Below are 17,147 nucleotides of genomic sequence, written 5' to 3' on the forward strand. Positions count from 1 at the left end.
CAAAGAAATAACAGTTATAGCTAAAGAAGTTGAAAGAATATATTTTAGTGAGAATATAAGCATTAAAGATGCAATTGAGAAAGCAAAGGAGGAAAAGAATTATGGATCTTTTAAAGAAATAAGTTGAATTATTATAATATTGCATAGGAAGGTGTTATTATGGTTACTTTTGATGATTTTATGAAGTTAGACATACGAGTTGGAGAAATTACCGAAGTAGAATTTTTTGAAAAGGCTAAAAAACCTGCGTATAAATTATGGGTTGATTTTGGAAATGAAATTGGTATAAAGAAATCTAGTGCTCAGATTACTGAATGTTATAAAAAAGAAGAACTTATAGGTAAGCAAGTTTTAGGAGTGGTAAACTTTCCACCAAGGCAAATTGCTGATTTTATGTCAGAGGTATTAGTATTAGGAGTTTATGCTGAACAAGGAGTGGTATTAATTCAGCCAGAACAATCTGTTAAAAAAGGTGATAAATTAGGTTAATATGTTAGTTCTTATAATATGTGACAACTACAAGATCAAATAATTTCTTAAAATACCGTATTATTCAGAAACGAATTTTACGGTATTTTTATGTTGAAATTAAGAGAACAAGGAGGCAAATATGGAAGAAGTTAAATGTAAATATTGTGGAAAAAAGTTAGGAGAAATAGAAGGAATAGCAGAAATAAAATGCCCTAGATGTAAAAAGATAAATAAATTTAATACAGTAGAGGCTCAAGAAGCCCAAGGAGATTAGATCCTTGGGTTATTCTTTTTTGAGAAGGGAGGATATGCAGGATCTATAAAGAGAATTAAATGATCTTAGAAGTGATCTTAATAGAGCTACTGCAATTATAAAATTAAGATCGGAAGGTATGCCAGTCACAATTATATCAGACCTATGTAGAGGAAGTGAGAAAATAGAAGAACAGATATAGTTGAAACTCTATATGAATCAAATATGCAATTTATATACAGTACCAAGCTAAATATAGACATAGTAATGAAACAAATTGAAGTAGAAAGGAAAGGGGAGTAAGATAATGAATAAAGAGCAATTATCACAATTAAGGTACCTAAAAAATGAAATAGAAATACTAAAAAAGCAAATAGAAGACATTGATTTTACTATGACAACTGATACAGTAAAAGGATCTAGCCCTTATTTTCCTTATGTAGAGCATAGTATAAAAATAAGAGGAATAGATTATAAAAGTTATAATGATAAAATAGAAAGGCTACAGAGAAAGTTGAACAGAAGAGTAGAAGAATTGATTTATTTAGTTGAAGAGATGAATGATTATATAAGTAATGTAGATGATAGTTTAATAAGACAGATATTAACCTTAAGATATATAATGGACTAACATGGGAAGGAGTGGCTATGCACATAGGTGGAAACAATACAGCAGATAGTGTAAGAAAAGTATCTGAAAGATATTTAAAATAAAGTTGTCCGTTATGTCCGTTTTAGATGTGCTATTATAGTATCATGGAAAGTTTTACTAAAATCATGTGTTAAAAAAGTAAACTTAATAAAAGGATTTACAAGCAGCTTACCTAATTGCTTAGGTGGGATTTTTTATTATAACAAATTAGTAATCATAACAGATTTGATCATAAATGATAACAAATACTTACGTAGAACTTATAAAGGATGAGGATAATAAAAGAGTATGTAACATATAAATGTAAGATTTGCGGTTGTAGCTTCATATTGCCTATAGAACATGTGAAATATAATGAAAATCAAGGCAACTATATAACCTGTTCTTATTGAGGACAGGTTATATAGTTGTAACTGGGGCTTATGAATCTATAAAGGAATGCATGGGTCATAGTAGTTATAAAAGAGATAAAGGTAAGATGAAGCAGATAAAATAGAATAAATATTAAAAGGATTTTATAAAATTATGCAAGAATTAAAATTATCTAATCAAGTGATATGGTATAATATAAAAATCTAAACTTATATGGTGGTGATTGTATGAAATGTAGAAAACCAATAGTTACTATATCAGCAGACTTATATCAACGTGCAGGAGCTTTTTTATTTAAACATGAATGGATACCTGATTATATAGCGGTACCCGTATTAGATTTTCTAGATGGAGTAGTATAAAAACATTGTAATTGTGATAGATGTACACTTTACTTATAAAGATATGTAACTCTTTCCCTATTGCTTATACCTACTTGTCGAATAAAGTAACACGATTATAGAAGGATTTTCTTCCTTTTCTAGAGAAGTATTGTAGAAGAGGAGGGGATTGAATGAACGTATTAACAAATGTAATTACTTTTATATCAATGATAGACATGATACTAAATCCTATAATTAAATTGCTGCTTTTATATGTTATGGTTTTAGTTATATGCTCACTTAAAAAATATTTGTCATAGTAACTTAAATGATATAATTAAAAATGTCGAAACTTGCGATATATTTATGAAGGTTTTTCTCCTTTCTTGTAGAAATATAGTTTTAGAGAAGAGAGGAGGAATACCACAATGGGCTTATTAGACGGATTAATGGGAGAAATGCTTCTGAGGTTAATATTCAGGATATGCAAAATGAATATGCAAATGTATTAGCAGAAAATGAGCAGGTAGAAAAGGCTTATAAATTAATAAGAGATATATTTATATTTACTAGCAAGAGACTGATTCTTGTAGACAAACAAGGAATGACAGGAAAGAAAATAGAGTACCATTCAATTCCTTATAGGAGCATAACTCATTTTAGCATTGAGACAGCAGGAAATTTCGATTTGGATGCAGAGCTAAAAATATGGATTTCTGGAACACAAGCACCAATTCAGAAACAATTCAACAAGAATCTTAACATATATGAATTGCAATCTGTATTAGCGAGTTATATATTAAAATAACATAAGAGCCAATAAGCTCTTTTTTTAATATACAAAAACCAAAATAACGTTATATAGTTAGAAATAACGTTCAAGAGTGATAATATGGCAAGACTAAGCAAGATAGAACAACATGGGATAGAAGATAAAATATTGAAATTAAGAAATAACGATAAAACGTATAACGAAATAGTAGAATCGTTATAAAAGAAGATAACGTTAAATTATCAGCTATGGCAGTGAAAAGATGGCTAGATAAACATGAGGAAAAAGTAGATGAAAAGCAGTATAAGTAATCAAGGAAGATAAAAGAAGAATAGTTAAGTCAATAAATCAAACTTATGATATTATTCAAACTCAATTAGATGTTTCTCAGAGAGTTCTAAATAAATTAGATGGAATAGAAAGTATATCAGAAGTAGTTAAAGATGTGGGCGAATCTGCAATAATACCCATGAAGAAATGTTGAATGTTATGAAGTAAAGATTTTATTTAAGAAATAAATATTTTAGATACAAAAATTAAATAAAATTTGAAATCTATTAATGGGGAGAATTCAATAATGAAAGATATTTATGAAGAATGTCCAATATATAAAAAGAAACTTATTACATTTAGAAAGACAAAGATGGAAGATGCACAAGAATTATTAAAATGCTATTCTGACAAAAAAGCAGTGCAATTTTTTAATTCGGATAATTGCAACGGAGATAATTTTTATTATGAAACAATAGAAAGGATGAAACAAGCAATTGACTTTTGGAACTTTTCTTATAAGAGTAAGTATTTTGTAAGATGGACAGTAATTTTGAATGATACAGACGAAAAAATTGGCACAATTGAAATGTTTCATAGGATTTCAGATGATGAATTTAATCACTATGGGGTATTACGAATTGACTTACAAAGCAAATACGAGACCAGACCAATTATTGATGAGGTTTTAGAAATTGTTAGTGAAAATTTCTATAAAGTATTTGATGTTAAAGCTATTCTTACAAAAGCTATCCCAGAAGCTACTGAGCGAATTACTTCATTAGTACAAAAAAGATATAAACCGATTAATAGGAAATTCATGATATATGATGACTATTTTGTGAATTTTGAGAATGAGTAAATCTGAATAATATGAAAATCTACTTGTTGATAAGTAAATTATAGTAATGAAATATATAACAAATAAAGATATAAATATAGAATTGACAAAAAAGCTAGAGTATAATAATATCAAGATATTGAATGGGTTACAAGACTACCTATAAGGCGTAAATAAAGACTAGGAAATTTAATTCTAGTCTTTTTCTTTTTGCAATTCCAAAACTAAACTTGCATCAAAACTACCTAATATATTAACTTTAGATATTGAAATTAGGGGAAATAGTATTCCAAATTGGGCTTTATGGAGTATGTTAGATAGGATAAGTAAGTAGGTTAAATTTAAGTTTAAATCTTATATTATAGTAACACTTTTGTCAGCCTGGAATATACTTGTAGTATGGAGTAAGACGACAGGTGATGTTAAATACCAAAACATGTTTGCTCTTGCTAAAAATGCACAAATAAGCTTTACCCTTCTTTCTATAGGAACTGTACTAATAGCTATTAATATAGCATTAATAAATACCTCAAAATGGATAAAAAGAAATAATAAAGTAGGACATTTCCAACCATATCCTTATTAATAAGACTAGGATTAATTCCTGGTCTTTTTTTATGCCCAAAATTAACAAAAAATAAAAAGAACCTAATCTTTTAGACTGGCATATATATTTATCGAAAGGAGGGATCATGTATGGATGAAATTCATGCAAATATTTATAGTGATAATTTACACCATTATAACTATGATGATATAAAAGATATAGAAGATAGAGAGAGGTCTTTTGACGGAAGGAGAGACAAAAGTCTTTGCCAAAGATTTGCACGTATACTAAATGCTTCAATATTAACTTCAACAGATGATCTATGTGTTGTAACATTTAATAGAAGAATTGAAGCTGAAATTGATGGAAGACGTACAATAAGCCCTCTTGCATTAGCAGCATTATTTTCCTTTGAATCTATGGATAAAAGAGGTAGAACTTTAAATTTAGGTGAAACAGTAATACTTCAAAAAGAAATAAATCCATTTATAAGTGCTTTGAGAGAAAGAGGAATAGAAGTAACTGCTTTGCACAACCATTGGTTATTTGATAGACCAAGATTATTTTATATCCACTTCTTTTCCATAGAAGATCCTATAACTTTTGCAAGAAAAGTTTCTGAAGCTCTTAGAGTATTGAGAGATTAGTTAAATAGATTGAATTAGGCTAGGGTTAATTTCCTAGCTTTTTTTATTTAGGTTATGATATAATCTATAAATAAAAGAATTAGAACTATGCGGATTATAGATTAATAAATTAAGTGTAAGGAGAATTTAATAGTGAGAAATAATATTAAAGCATTAGTATTACATTTAATTGCTGTAGGGATATATTTTATTAGTGATCTTTGTCGTAACTGCGCCTACACTTGGTAAGTATACAGTTAATATAGTAAGTAGATTATTTTTAGCAATAGTACTAATAATTTTTTATGCTTATATGGGTACATTTTTAGATATTAATAAAAATAAAAGATGTGATTTTTCTGTGGATAGTATTGTTACTATTATTGGCATTGGATTATGGATATATACATTTCTAAAGTCCGGTAAGAATTTATTAGAAGTACCTATAGAGTTAAGTGAATATTGGATATTATTTAATTTTTATTATACTCCATTTACAATGATTTATTTTCTTTTAGGCATAACTACAACATCCCCATTATTATCATTATGTACAAATTTGCTACCATCTTTATTTATGGGATGTGGTCTAACATATAAAAGACTTAAAATGAAAAGAAAAAGTATGTAAAGATTAAAAAATAAACAAAAGCTACTATACATATTAAAATAAGTTAAAGTAGAACAAATACATGATATGCTCCCCTTAAGTTAGACAGATCAAAAAATAAAAATCTGATATCTTAGGAGGAGTATTGTTATGTCTAAAAGAACTAAATATACAGCAGAAGAAAAACTTAAAATATTAATGGAATATCAAAATAACTATATTTCGATTGTTGAACTATGCGGGATTTATGAAATTTATTATACTACTTTTTATAAATGGAAAAAACAATATGAAAAACAAGGTATTGAAGGATTAAGAGAATCTAGAACATGGAAAAAATATTCAAAAAGGTTAAAGGAAGCAGCGGTTTTAGATTATTTATCTGGGAACTATTCATTGCGAGATATTATTGATAAATATGAAATATCTTCAGTTAGTGTTTTGGAGAGATGGGTAAATAGGTATAGTCATAGAGAACTAAAGGGTACTAGGAAAGGAATGAGCAATCTATGACTAAGGGAAGATCTACCAAATTAGAAGAAAGAATTGAAATTGTTAAATATTGCATTGACAACAATAAAAATTATCAACTCACTGCGGAAATATTTGATGTTTCCTATCAACAAGTTTATGGATGGGTTAGAAAATTCGAAGCGGACGGAGAAGATGCTCTAATAGATAAAAGAGGAAGAAATAAAGTAGAATCAGAGCTTACAGAAGAAGATAAGATTAGACTTACTATGAAAAAGATGGAGAAGGAAAACGAAAGATTAAGGGCGGAGAATGCATTTTTAAAAAAGTTGCAGGAACTAGAAGGGAGGCGATATTAAACAGTATTAGGCAAGAAAATAAATATCTTGCAATACAAGAACTCCATGAAACAAATAATTACTCTATATCATTACTATGTAGAGTTGCAAATATTGCTCGTTGTTCATATTACAAATGGCTAAATAGAGAAAAAACTGAGAGGGAAAAAGAGAATGAAGTACTAATAAAAGAAATGATAAATTTTTATGAAGAAGTAAATGGAATCTACGGCTATAGAAGAATAACCATGAATCTTAATCACAAGTTGAATAAAAGCTATAATCATAAACGAATATATCGCTTGATGAGGCTGATTAGATTAAAATCTGTAATTCGTAAAAAGAAGAAAAGATACGTAAAATCAAAACCACAATTTGTTGTGGAAAACATCTTGAACCGAGAATTTACAGCATCAAGACCAAATGAAAAATGGGTTACAGATGTTACAGAGTTTAAATATGGATACGGGAAGAAAGCATATCTAAGTGCTATATTAGACCTATATGACAACAGTATAGTAGCTTATGCAATTGGACATAGAAATGATAATCAGTTAGTGTTTAAGACTTTGGATTTAGCTTTAAAAGCAAATTCTTGAGCCAGTCCAATGATTCATAGCGATAGAAGATTTCAATATACATCTTATGGATTTAGAAAAAGATTAGAATCCGTAGGAATGACACAGAGCATGTCCCGAGTAGGTAGATGCATTGATAACTGTCCAATGGAAGGATATTGGGGCATATTAAAGAGCGAAAGATACTACTTAAACAAATATAGTACATTTGAAGAGCTCAAAAATAATTTTGAGGAATATATTTACTTTTACAATTATAAAAGATTACAAAAAAGATTAAACAGCCTCAGTCCGATGGAATATCGAGCTCTGGCTGCTTAAGTTGTTTTTATTATTTTCACTGTTTACTTGACAGGGTGCTGTTCAAAATATAATTTTGTTCTTTTTTCTTTATTCCAGCTTCAATTCTAAAACCTGTATAAAACCCACCCAATATTTCAACCTTAGACAAGCTTTAACATGTCTATTGATAGAAATTCTATACTACATACACAAAACCTTTCTATAAGCTTATACAAGCCTTAAAACAGATATTAAATATTTTACTATATTTTAGCAGGAATTATATCTTTTTTATAGAAATAATAGGTAAATATGGTATGTAGGGTGTGAGGTAATGGAAAGTTTAAAGAAAAATTTAATAAAAATAAATTTATAAACATGATGTTAGAAGTACATTTAAAATTACAAGTTAAAAATTTATATAAAGCTATAAATCAAGTGCTTAAAGATAGAGAAAAATCTATAATTGAATTAAGATATGGACTTATAGGTAGAGGATGTAAAACTCAACGAGAAATTGCTAATATGCTAGGAATATCTAGATCTTATGTATCTAGAATTGAAAAAAGAGCAATAAAAAGTTAAACAAAACACTAAATAATCAATGAAGCCCACTAAAATTGAATTTATTGATTACTTAATTATTAAGTGAATCAAATTTATTTATTAATATTAGCATCTAAAAATAAAACTAATGAAATAAAAATAAAATATTAGATATATAAATAAATCCGGGGAAATCCCGGATTTATTTTACAGGAGTTATTCTTCTTAACATTTCTTGTATTTCAGTAGCAAAACCTTGGATAGGTCTACCAGCTCCTATATCTCTAGCCATAGTTCGGATTCTAGTATATAAGTCTGGGTCAGCTGTAACAGATACATTTTGAATATTTTTGTCTGCATCTCTTACAGTTCTATCTATTTTTCGTTTTAAATCTGTAGTCATGGAACCTTTTACATTATTTTTTATATTACAACCAACTATAGCAGTATTGTCACTTAATACAACAGAAGCATTATCTACTTCAGGTAAATCGGCGACTTTACGAGCTATTATATCTGCTCTGTTTGCTTCACTAACATTGGTAGAAAGATTAGTGTTTCGTCTAGCCATACCATTATTTAAATTGGTATTCATGTTAGTATCCAGCATATCACGAGTATAAGGTTCAGTCCTTGTTACTAGACCATTATTAGTATCATTATTGATACCATTATTGATACCATTATTGATACCATTATTAGTATCATTATTGATACCATTATTGATACCATTATTGGTATCGTAAGGAAGAGCATTCATGTTTCGGTTTAAAGGCGCATTATTAGTCATCCTACGGCTATCTAAGGCTTGATTTCTTACTCTAGTTTGTGTAGTTAAATTTCTCATTCTAGGATTTGCAGGTTGACAACCAGCTGTTACTATTAATAAAGCTAAAGTGATAACTAAAACCATCAATTTATTTTTTTTCAAATCATCCACCTCCTACAAATAGTCTTACACATATAAGATTTTTTATTTAAGCTAAATTTTAATCTATTTGTATAAAGTAGCCATATAATACTCATAATAAATATTATCATAAATGATAACATTTAATTCCTTAACTTTTACTGCTATAATATTAAATAAGATTAGGAGGTAATGTTTATGGTAATAAATTGGAATACTGACCTTTTTTGTTTAATTGGACATCCGGTTTCTAAAACTTTATCACCGATTATTCACAATAAATTTTTTGAATTAATTAATAAAAATAGTATTTATTTAGCTTTTGATATAGAAAAAGATAATTTATTTGATGTTCTAAAAACTTTTAAAGCCATGAATGTAAAAGGTTTTAATGTTACTATTCCACATAAAATAGAAATAATGGATTATTTAGATAGTATATCTGAAGAAGCTAAGTTAATTGGAGCAGTAAATACAGTTAAAAATGAAAACGGACAATTAGTTGGATATAATACTGATGGTATAGGGTTTTTAAAATCTTTAACAGATAATAATATAAAAATCAAAGATAAAACAATATTGTTATTAGGTGCTGGTGGTGCAGCTTACGCAATTGGTGTAACTCTTTCTTTAGAAGGAGCTAGTAAAATTTATATTAATAATCGCAGTATAGAAAATTCCAATAATTTAGCAAAAAAAATTAAATCGCTAAATAAAAATGTATACTTAGAAGTAGGAGATCTATCTCTAAATAATATAAATAAATTAGACGTTGATATTATTATTAATACCACTTCTATAGGAATGTATCCTAAGATAGAAATGGTACCAATAGAAATAAGTGGATTTTCACAAAATATTTTAGTTTATGATATAATATATAAACCTAATAAGACTAAATTACTAATAGAGGCAGAAATGGAAGGATATAGAACTATAAGCGGATTATCCATGCTTATAAATCAAGCTTTATATAGCCAAAAGATTTGGAATGGATTTGAACTTGAAGAAATACAAAGATATGTTAAAGAGTTAGAAGGAATATTGACTTATCATGTAGAATAACTTTAATATACTAAAATAATATTTAAATGTTAAGGTGAAAATATGATTAGAACAAATCTTAAATTGGGAGAATTATTGCTATATGCAGGAAAAATTAATAATGAACAGTTGCAAATAGCGTTAGAAGAACAAGGTAAAACCAATAAAAAGATAGGAGAGATTTTAGCTAGTAAAGGATGGATTACTCAAAATGATATTATTGAAGTTTTAGAATTTCAACTTGGTATTCCTCATGTTGATTTAAATAAGTATAATATAAATCCTAAGGTTGCTACTATTATTCCTGAAAATCTTGTTAGACGATATGAATTAATATCTATAGATAGAAAGGACGACTATTTAGTAGTAGCTATGGCAGATCCGCTTAATATATTTGCTTTAGACGATATTAAACTTTTTACAAGTTTTGAAATACAACCTGTAATTTCAACTAGAGAAAATGTACTGAAAGCTATAAATAAATATTACAGAGAACAATCCACAAAAAAAGTCTTAGAAGAATTTGCTGAGAATTATGAACCTATTAATAGTGATATTGATGATGTAGAACTTTTAGAAGTAACAACGGCACCTATAGTTAAACTTATAAATTCTATTATAGATCAAGCTGTCCACATGAGAGCTAGTGACATACATATAGAACCCTATACAGAGGATATAAGGGTTCGTTTTCGAATAGATGGAGATTTACATGAAATAATGACATTATCAAAGAACAGCTTATCTGCAATAATTACTAGAATAAAAATTATTGGTAAAATGAATATTGCAGAAAAAAGAATTCCGCAGGATGGTAGAGTAGAAATAAAGATTCAAGATAGGGAAATAGATATGAGGATATCTACTCTTCCAACGGTTTATGGAGAAAAAGTTGTATTAAGACTATTAGATAGAAGTAATTTTATGTTTTCAAAAGAAGCTTTAGGATTTAATGAACAAAGTTTAGAAATTTTTGATAGAATTCTTTCTCAGCCTCATGGAATGATTTTAGTTACAGGACCTACGGGCAGTGGAAAAACTACAACGTTATATACAGTTCTTAAAGAATTGAATCAAATTGAAAAAAATATTATAACAATAGAAGATCCTGTGGAATATAAACTTATTGGTGTAAATCAGGTGCAATTAAATACAAAAGCAGGACTAACTTTTGCAAATGGTTTAAGATCAATCCTTAGACAAGACCCTGATATTATTATGATAGGAGAAATTAGGGATTCGGAAACAGCTAATATAGCTATTAGGGCTGCAATAACAGGACATTTAGTATTATCTACTCTTCATACAAATGACAGTCCTTCTGCTATAGCAAGGTTGATTGATATGGGAATAGAACCTTATTTAGTATCTTCTGCTATTATAGGAGTAGTATCTCAAAGACTTGTGAAAATATTATGTAATAATTGCAAGATATCTTATGAGGCCTCTTATTCTGAAAAAAAGGCTTTAGGTATTGATGAAGAAGAAAAATTAATTTTATTTAAGGCAGGAAGTTGTAATTCTTGTAATGGAGGGTATAAAGGAAGAAAAGCAGTCCATGAAATAATGCCTATTAGTAAGAATCTTAGAGGACTAATAGATGATGGAGCAAATATTGATGAAATAAGGAGTAAAGCTTTAGAGGAAGGTATGAGTACCTTATTCCAAAGTGGGGTATCTTTGGTTTTAAAAGGAATAACCTCCTTTGACGAAGTTATAAGAGTAGGATTTACATTGTGATAGGAGGATTATAGTGGATTTATTAGAATTGGTTAAACTTGGTATAGAAAAATATGCATCTGATATTCATATAACTGTTGGGATGCCACCTGTAATGAGAATAAGTGGAGAATTAGTAACCTTTGAAGATATTATATTAAATCCTGACGATACAAAAGACTTAATTAGCCAAGCGTTGAGTAATACTCAATGGAATGAGTTGGAAGAAAAAGGAGAAGTAGATACATCTTTTTCAAGTCCTGGAGTTGGAAGATTTAGAATTAATGCATATAAGCAAAGAGGAAGTTATGGAATGGCTTTAAGAATTATTCCTTTGGAAATACCAACTATAGAAGATTTAGGATTACCTACTATAGTTAAAGATTTATCTAACCTTCCTAGAGGACTTATATTAGTAACAGGACCTACAGGTAGTGGAAAATCTACTACATTAGCTTCTATGATCAATTTAATAAATCAAGAGAAAAAATGCCATATATTAACTTTAGAAGATCCTATTGAATATCTGCATAAGCATAATAAAAGTATTGTAAATCAGAGAGAGATTGGTTCTGATTCTCGTAGTTTTAGTAATGGATTAAGAGCAGCTTTAAGACAAGATCCAGATGTAATTCTTGTAGGGGAAATGAGAGATTTAGAAACTATTAGCATAGCCTTAACTGCAGCAGAAACTGGACATTTAGTATTATCTACTCTTCATACTATAGGAGCAGCTAAAACTATAGATAGGATAATAGATGTATTTCCACCTCATCAACAACAGCAAGTAAGGGTACAATTCTCTTCTGTAATTCAATCCATTATATCTCAGCAATTATTACCTAAAGCTAATGGTGAAGGCAGAGTAGCAGCTTTTGAAATAATGGTAGCAAATCCGGCTATAAGAAACTTAATTCGAGAAGAAAAAGTTCATCAAATAGATACAGCAATTCAAACAGGAGCAAAGTTTGGTATGCAAACTATGGACTCTTCTCTGCTAGAACTATATATAAAAGGTATGATTACTAAAGAGACAGCTTTGATGCAAGCTGTAAACCAAGATAATATTAAGAAATATATTTTATAGGAAGTGGTACCTATGATATATAAATATAAAGCAGTTTCTGAAAATGGACAAGTACTGGAAGGTTATTTCGAAGCCGAAAGTCAGACAGATGTATTAACTATGCTTAAAAGTAATAGCTACTTACCTGTATATATAGAAGAAGATTTAAATACTGATGTTAAATTGGACATATTTTCGAAAAAAGTAAATAAAAAGGATATAGCAGTATTTTGTAGACAATTTTATACAATGATAAATGCAGGTATAGGCATAGTTAAATCTTTAGACATTTTAGAAAAACAAACAGAAAATAAGACTCTTAAAAAAGGTATTGCTGCATTATATGAGGATGTACAAAAAGGATTTACTTTATCAGAAGCCATGAAGAAACATGAAAAAATATTTCCATCTTTATTAGTAAATATGGTAGAGGCAGGAGAAGTAAGTGGTAGTCTAGATGTAATTATGGAAAGAATGGCAGTTCATTTTGAAAAAGAAAATAAATTAGAAAATAAGATTAAAACAGCTTTAGTATATCCTGTAGCTTTAAGTATCGTTGCATTAGCTGTTGTAATATTTTTACTTACTGTAGTAATGCCAACTTTTATAAATATGTTTGAAAGTAGTGGATTAGCTTTACCGGGACCTACACAAGCTTTACTTACTATAAGTAATAGTCTTACTCAATATTGGTATCTTTTTGTTAGTATGACTATTATCTTAATAGTAGCATTTTTAACCTTTAAAAAAACTGATGATGGCAGGAGGTTTCTAGATTCACTGAAAATAAGAATTCCTGGAGTAAAGAAAACTAATGTCAAGATAATAACTGCTAGATTCTCAAGGACTTTATCAACTTTACTATCTAGTGGGATACCATTAATTCAATCAATAGAAGTGGTAGGAAGAATAGTTGGAAACAAAGTGGTACAAGATAGGCTAAATTTAGCAGCAGAGGATATTAGTAAAGGTGTATCACTATCTAAAACTATAAAAGATATAGATATATTTCCACCTATGGTAGATTCTATGATAAAAATTGGTGAAGAGTCTGGTTCTTTAGATGAAATTCTTTATAAAACTGCTGATTTTTATGACGATGAAGTAGAGGTTGCTTTACAAAAGATGACTACTTTATTAGAACCATTATTGTTGGTCTTTATGGCCATTGTTATAGGATTTATAGTTATAGCTATGGCAATGCCAATGTTTGATATGGTGAATACCATTGAGATATAATAAGTGTTTAAAATATAATTCTTTTATGTTAATAGATATTGGTATCTAATATAATATGAATGATAAAATATATATTTAGTTAAAAGGCAAAACTATCGAAAGATAGTGACGCAAAGCCAGAGTCTAAAGTTACCTAAAAAATAAGGTAAGTTTTTTTGTTTAATAAAAAATGAGCAATATAGATATAGACGTAAGAATATAAAGTTCTAATTTGATTTAGGGAGGTGGTCTTAGAGATAGAATATTATATGAAATAGTAATTAAAAAATATATAAAGGGGGAGAAAGATGTTAAAATCTAATTTAAAGAAAAAGAAGAATAGGCAAGGATTTACTTTAGCTGAATTAGTAGTAGTTGTAGCAATTTTAGGTATTTTGGCAGGTATAGCTGTACCCAAATTAGGTGCATCTAGAAAAGTAGCAGCAAAAACAGCACATGAATCTAATATTAAAGTGTTAACTAGTGCAGCAACTATGTATATTGCTGACAAAGGTGTACCAACACAAGATATTGAATGGACAAAATCTGATGAAAAAGCAGAGAATGGGTGGGGACCCTATCTTCAAGAATGGCCTAAAGCACCTACAGGCGTAGAAATTGAAGAAGGTAAGGACGATATTAATGGAAAAGATTATGTAGTAACTATAAGTAAAACTGGAGATATAGAAGTAATAAATAAAGAAATAACAACACCATAAATCACATATAAAGCATAAGTATGACTATTTTGGCTACTTATAATAAAAATAACGAGGGAGGTTACTGTGGCTATACTTATTTTTCTATATGGAACTATTATAGGCTCATTTTTAAACGTATGTATATATAGAACACCTAGAGGAGAGTCTGTAGTATTTCCTCGTTCTCATTGTCCGAAATGTAGTACTCCTTTAAAATGGTATGATCTTATACCTGTTTTTAGCTTTATAACAGGAAGAGGCAAATGCAGATACTGTAGAGAGGCGATTTCTCTGCAGTATCCTGTAATAGAAATTTTAAATGGAATACTATATCTAATTATTTATCTTAAATTTGGATTTACTATAGAATTCTTTTTTTATTCAATAATATTCAGTGTTTTAATTGTTATTACTTTCATTGATTTAGAGCATATGATTATTCCCGATATTCTAATTGTTCTAATTATATCATTTACGATTCTTCACAAATTTGCTTCATACATATTATATAATAAATCACCTGAACTATTAAATAGTATTGGAGGACTAATTTTTAGTTCTATACTTTTTATTATGATCATCTTAGTATCCAAAGGTGGAATGGGAACTGGGGACGTTACGTTAATCGGTTCACTAGGATTTATTTTAGGGATTAAAAATATATTTCTTACTATATTTTTATCATTTATATTAGGCGCAATTATATCTATTATATTACTAATTACAAAGATAAAAAATAAAAAAGATCCCATTCCATTTGCTCCATTTATTATATTGGCATTTTTTATAGTATTGTTTTGGGGAGATAATATTTTATTCTGGTATACCAATAAATTCTTTAGTTAATCTAAAGAATAGCATTATGAAAAGGTTGGGTAAGATTTTTGATAATTAAATTTAGAGGACGGAATTTTTATGAAGATGAAAAATAGAAAAGGTTCAACTCTTATACTAACATTATTAATATTTGTAGTATTAATAATACTTGGAACTTTTATACTTAATTTTATGATGAATGAAAATAGAGCATCATTACGTTATCAAAGGAAGGTACAAGCCTATTATGTAGCTAGGTCGGGAGTCACATCAGTTGAATCAGCTATATTGAAAATGAATGAAGTGGAGTTGAAAAAGTTAAATGAAGAATTAGATAAGGGAATAGTACAAGTTGATGAGATAATAGTTGGTGAAGGTAAAGCAAATGTAGTATTAGATAAAGATGGAGATAATCTGATCATAGAATCTAGAGGAAAAATAGGAAAAGTAGAAGATGCTATTATAAAAATAATGATAGGGGAACAAAGTACTAGTGAAATAAACATTGAACACGCTATTTTTTCTTTAGAAAAAATTAATTTAAGCAATGGACTTATTAAAGGGGATATTGGTACTAATGATTCAATTGATATAACTGGAAATCCCACTTTAGAGGGAAATGCCTATCTTTTGAATGAAAATAACTTTTCAACACCAGATTGGTGGAAGAATAAGTGGATTAATTATTCAATAAAGAAATTAGAAAATAAAAGAACTTATGAGCTCATTAAATTTCCTCAGTATCCAATAAATAATTCGACTGTGGATTTCATTCAAGGAGGTTCTGATAAAACGACAATAAAAGAAAATAAAGATTATAATAAATTCGAAGTAAATTCTAATACTATTGTTTATATAGATACTACTAAAAATGATATTGTCCTTAATATTAAAAACTTTCATTTAAATAATGGACATATAGTGGTACTAGGATCAAACAAATTGACTTTCTATGTAGGAGAAATGATTATAGGTGCAGGTTCTAGCATAAATTATTTTAATTTAGCAGGAAACCCCAGTCAAATAAGTATATACCATAATGGAACATCTGCATTAAATATTTCAGGAAACGTAAAGATCGCAGGAAATCTGTACATAGAAAAAGCAAAACTAAATATGAGCGGAAGCGGGAGCATATTAGGAAATGTACTTTCTAACGGCAGTAGTATTTCGCTAGCTGGCAATTCTGACATAACTAAAGGATTAATCTATGCCCCAAATGCCAATATTAGTTTTAGTGGTAGTGGAAAAGCTTATGGCGCTATTATTGGTAAAATAGTAGATTTAACAGGTGGAGGTGAAGTAATTTTCGATCCTCAAAATATTGATACTTCACTAATTGATTCGATTTCTGACTCTACTTTAAAATTTAGATCAGGTTACTTTAAATGAAGGTGATAATATGAAAAATAGAGAGGGTTTAACCTTAGTAGAACTTATTATTACAATTGCTATAGTTGGAATTATAGCTGCTTTAGTTTTTATGGTATTTGACACAGCATTAAGAAATATTAAAAATTCGAGAGAAAGAATAGAAGCTGTGTTTAGAGTTCAAGGTGAAATTAATGAAATTATTCAAAATAATAATACAGGAGAAGATATTATAGAAGTGACTATTCCCATTGTAGATATTAATAAAAAAGTAAAAGGTAGGAAAGTTGATATTGAGGAAGGTAAGATAAAAATATCTACATTTATACCCAATAATTAGGAGTGATACT

The 17,147-nt window shown here is 28.5% G+C and carries 20 protein-coding genes, 1 pseudogene and 1 riboswitch; of the genes and pseudogenes, 20 read left to right on the forward strand and 1 reads right to left on the reverse strand.

Translation table 11 applies throughout. The features are described from left to right. The first annotated feature begins 159 nt into the window (after window positions 1-159). The 12 genes and pseudogenes from KQI42_RS05695 to KQI42_RS05750 all read left to right on the forward strand — a co-directional run bounded on the left by KQI42_RS05695 (window position 160) and on the right by KQI42_RS05750 (window position 7,991). Complete coding sequence (locus KQI42_RS05695) at window positions 160-489, forward strand: tRNA-binding protein (protein WP_216517667.1); 330 nt, start codon at window positions 160-162, stop codon at window positions 487-489. Between the two features lie 121 nt (window positions 490-610). Beyond that, complete coding sequence (locus KQI42_RS21255) at window positions 611-745, forward strand: hypothetical protein (RefSeq protein WP_281420317.1); 135 nt, start codon at window positions 611-613, stop codon at window positions 743-745. Between the two features lie 286 nt (window positions 746-1,031). Beyond that, window positions 1,032-1,355: a hypothetical protein gene (locus KQI42_RS05700; protein ID WP_216517669.1), complete on the forward strand. Its 324-nt coding sequence runs from the start codon at window positions 1,032-1,034 to the stop codon at window positions 1,353-1,355. Window positions 1,356-1,975: 620 nt separating this feature from the next. Next, a complete protein-coding gene (locus KQI42_RS21260; RefSeq protein WP_281420318.1) occupies window positions 1,976-2,110 on the forward strand; it encodes a hypothetical protein in 135 nt (44 codons plus the stop codon). A gap of 152 nt (window positions 2,111-2,262) precedes the next feature. Then, on the forward strand, window positions 2,263-2,391 hold the full coding sequence (locus KQI42_RS21265; RefSeq protein WP_281420319.1) for a hypothetical protein: 129 nt from the start codon (window positions 2,263-2,265) through the stop codon (window positions 2,389-2,391). A gap of 125 nt (window positions 2,392-2,516) precedes the next feature. Then, complete coding sequence (locus KQI42_RS05705; RefSeq protein ID WP_343231660.1) at window positions 2,517-2,879, forward strand: PH domain-containing protein; 363 nt, start codon at window positions 2,517-2,519, stop codon at window positions 2,877-2,879. A gap of 541 nt (window positions 2,880-3,420) precedes the next feature. Further along, complete coding sequence (locus tag KQI42_RS05710) at window positions 3,421-3,975, forward strand: GNAT family N-acetyltransferase (protein WP_216517671.1); 555 nt, start codon at window positions 3,421-3,423, stop codon at window positions 3,973-3,975. A gap of 352 nt (window positions 3,976-4,327) precedes the next feature. After that, on the forward strand, window positions 4,328-4,540 hold the full coding sequence (locus tag KQI42_RS05715; RefSeq protein WP_216517673.1) for a hypothetical protein: 213 nt from the start codon (window positions 4,328-4,330) through the stop codon (window positions 4,538-4,540). Between the two features lie 110 nt (window positions 4,541-4,650). Continuing rightward, the gene (locus KQI42_RS05720; RefSeq protein WP_216517675.1) at window positions 4,651-5,148 is read left to right on the forward strand and encodes a DUF1259 domain-containing protein; all 498 of its coding nucleotides are present in this window, start codon (window positions 4,651-4,653) and stop codon (window positions 5,146-5,148) included. A 193-nt stretch (window positions 5,149-5,341) separates the two neighbouring features. Next, a complete protein-coding gene (locus KQI42_RS05725) occupies window positions 5,342-5,758 on the forward strand; it encodes a hypothetical protein (protein WP_216517677.1) in 417 nt (138 codons plus the stop codon). Between the two features lie 129 nt (window positions 5,759-5,887). Continuing rightward, a pseudogene (locus tag KQI42_RS21770) lies at window positions 5,888-7,445 on the forward strand (IS3 family transposase). Window positions 7,446-7,787: 342 nt separating this feature from the next. Continuing rightward, entirely contained in the window at window positions 7,788-7,991 is a 204-nt protein-coding gene (locus KQI42_RS05750; RefSeq protein WP_281420320.1) for a sigma factor-like helix-turn-helix DNA-binding protein, read from the forward strand. Window positions 7,992-8,154: 163 nt separating this feature from the next. On the opposite strand, the gene KQI42_RS05755 is transcribed toward KQI42_RS05750, so the two are convergent. Next, window positions 8,155-8,883, reverse strand: coding sequence for a YhcN/YlaJ family sporulation lipoprotein (locus tag KQI42_RS05755; RefSeq protein ID WP_216517688.1), 729 nt, complete (start codon window positions 8,881-8,883; stop codon window positions 8,155-8,157). A 177-nt stretch (window positions 8,884-9,060) separates the two neighbouring features. Between KQI42_RS05755 and aroE the strand changes: the two genes are divergently transcribed. The 8 genes from aroE to KQI42_RS05795 all read left to right on the forward strand — a co-directional run bounded on the left by aroE (window position 9,061) and on the right by KQI42_RS05795 (window position 17,137). Beyond that, entirely contained in the window at window positions 9,061-9,927 is an 867-nt protein-coding gene (aroE, locus tag KQI42_RS05760; protein ID WP_216517690.1) for a shikimate dehydrogenase, read from the forward strand. A 42-nt stretch (window positions 9,928-9,969) separates the two neighbouring features. Beyond that, the gene (locus KQI42_RS05765; RefSeq protein ID WP_216517692.1) at window positions 9,970-11,646 is read left to right on the forward strand and encodes a GspE/PulE family protein; all 1,677 of its coding nucleotides are present in this window, start codon (window positions 9,970-9,972) and stop codon (window positions 11,644-11,646) included. A 13-nt stretch (window positions 11,647-11,659) separates the two neighbouring features. Further along, window positions 11,660-12,712, forward strand: a complete 1,053-nt coding sequence (locus KQI42_RS05770) for a type IV pilus twitching motility protein PilT (RefSeq protein WP_216517694.1) — start codon at window positions 11,660-11,662, stop codon at window positions 12,710-12,712. Between the two features lie 12 nt (window positions 12,713-12,724). Then, a complete protein-coding gene (locus KQI42_RS05775) occupies window positions 12,725-13,930 on the forward strand; it encodes a type II secretion system F family protein (RefSeq protein ID WP_216517697.1) in 1,206 nt (401 codons plus the stop codon). A 75-nt stretch (window positions 13,931-14,005) separates the two neighbouring features. Then, window positions 14,006-14,067, forward strand: a riboswitch (cyclic di-GMP riboswitch). Between the two features lie 150 nt (window positions 14,068-14,217). Then, window positions 14,218-14,628 carry a type II secretion system protein gene (locus KQI42_RS21270; protein WP_216517699.1) on the forward strand — a complete coding sequence of 137 codons (411 nt, stop codon included), beginning with the start codon at window positions 14,218-14,220 and terminating at the stop codon, window positions 14,626-14,628. 66 nt (window positions 14,629-14,694) lie between these two features. After that, window positions 14,695-15,456 carry a prepilin peptidase gene (locus KQI42_RS21275; protein WP_216517702.1) on the forward strand — a complete coding sequence of 254 codons (762 nt, stop codon included), beginning with the start codon at window positions 14,695-14,697 and terminating at the stop codon, window positions 15,454-15,456. A gap of 69 nt (window positions 15,457-15,525) precedes the next feature. Then, a complete protein-coding gene (locus KQI42_RS05790; RefSeq protein ID WP_216517704.1) occupies window positions 15,526-16,818 on the forward strand; it encodes a DUF2807 domain-containing protein in 1,293 nt (430 codons plus the stop codon). 10 nt (window positions 16,819-16,828) lie between these two features. Next, window positions 16,829-17,137, forward strand: coding sequence for a prepilin-type N-terminal cleavage/methylation domain-containing protein (locus KQI42_RS05795; protein ID WP_216517706.1), 309 nt, complete (start codon window positions 16,829-16,831; stop codon window positions 17,135-17,137). Window positions 17,138-17,147: the final 10 nt, after the last annotated feature.

It is taken from the genome of Tissierella simiarum, assembly GCF_018917865.1.
GTDB lineage: Bacteria > Bacillota > Clostridia > Tissierellales > Tissierellaceae > Tissierella_C > Tissierella_C simiarum.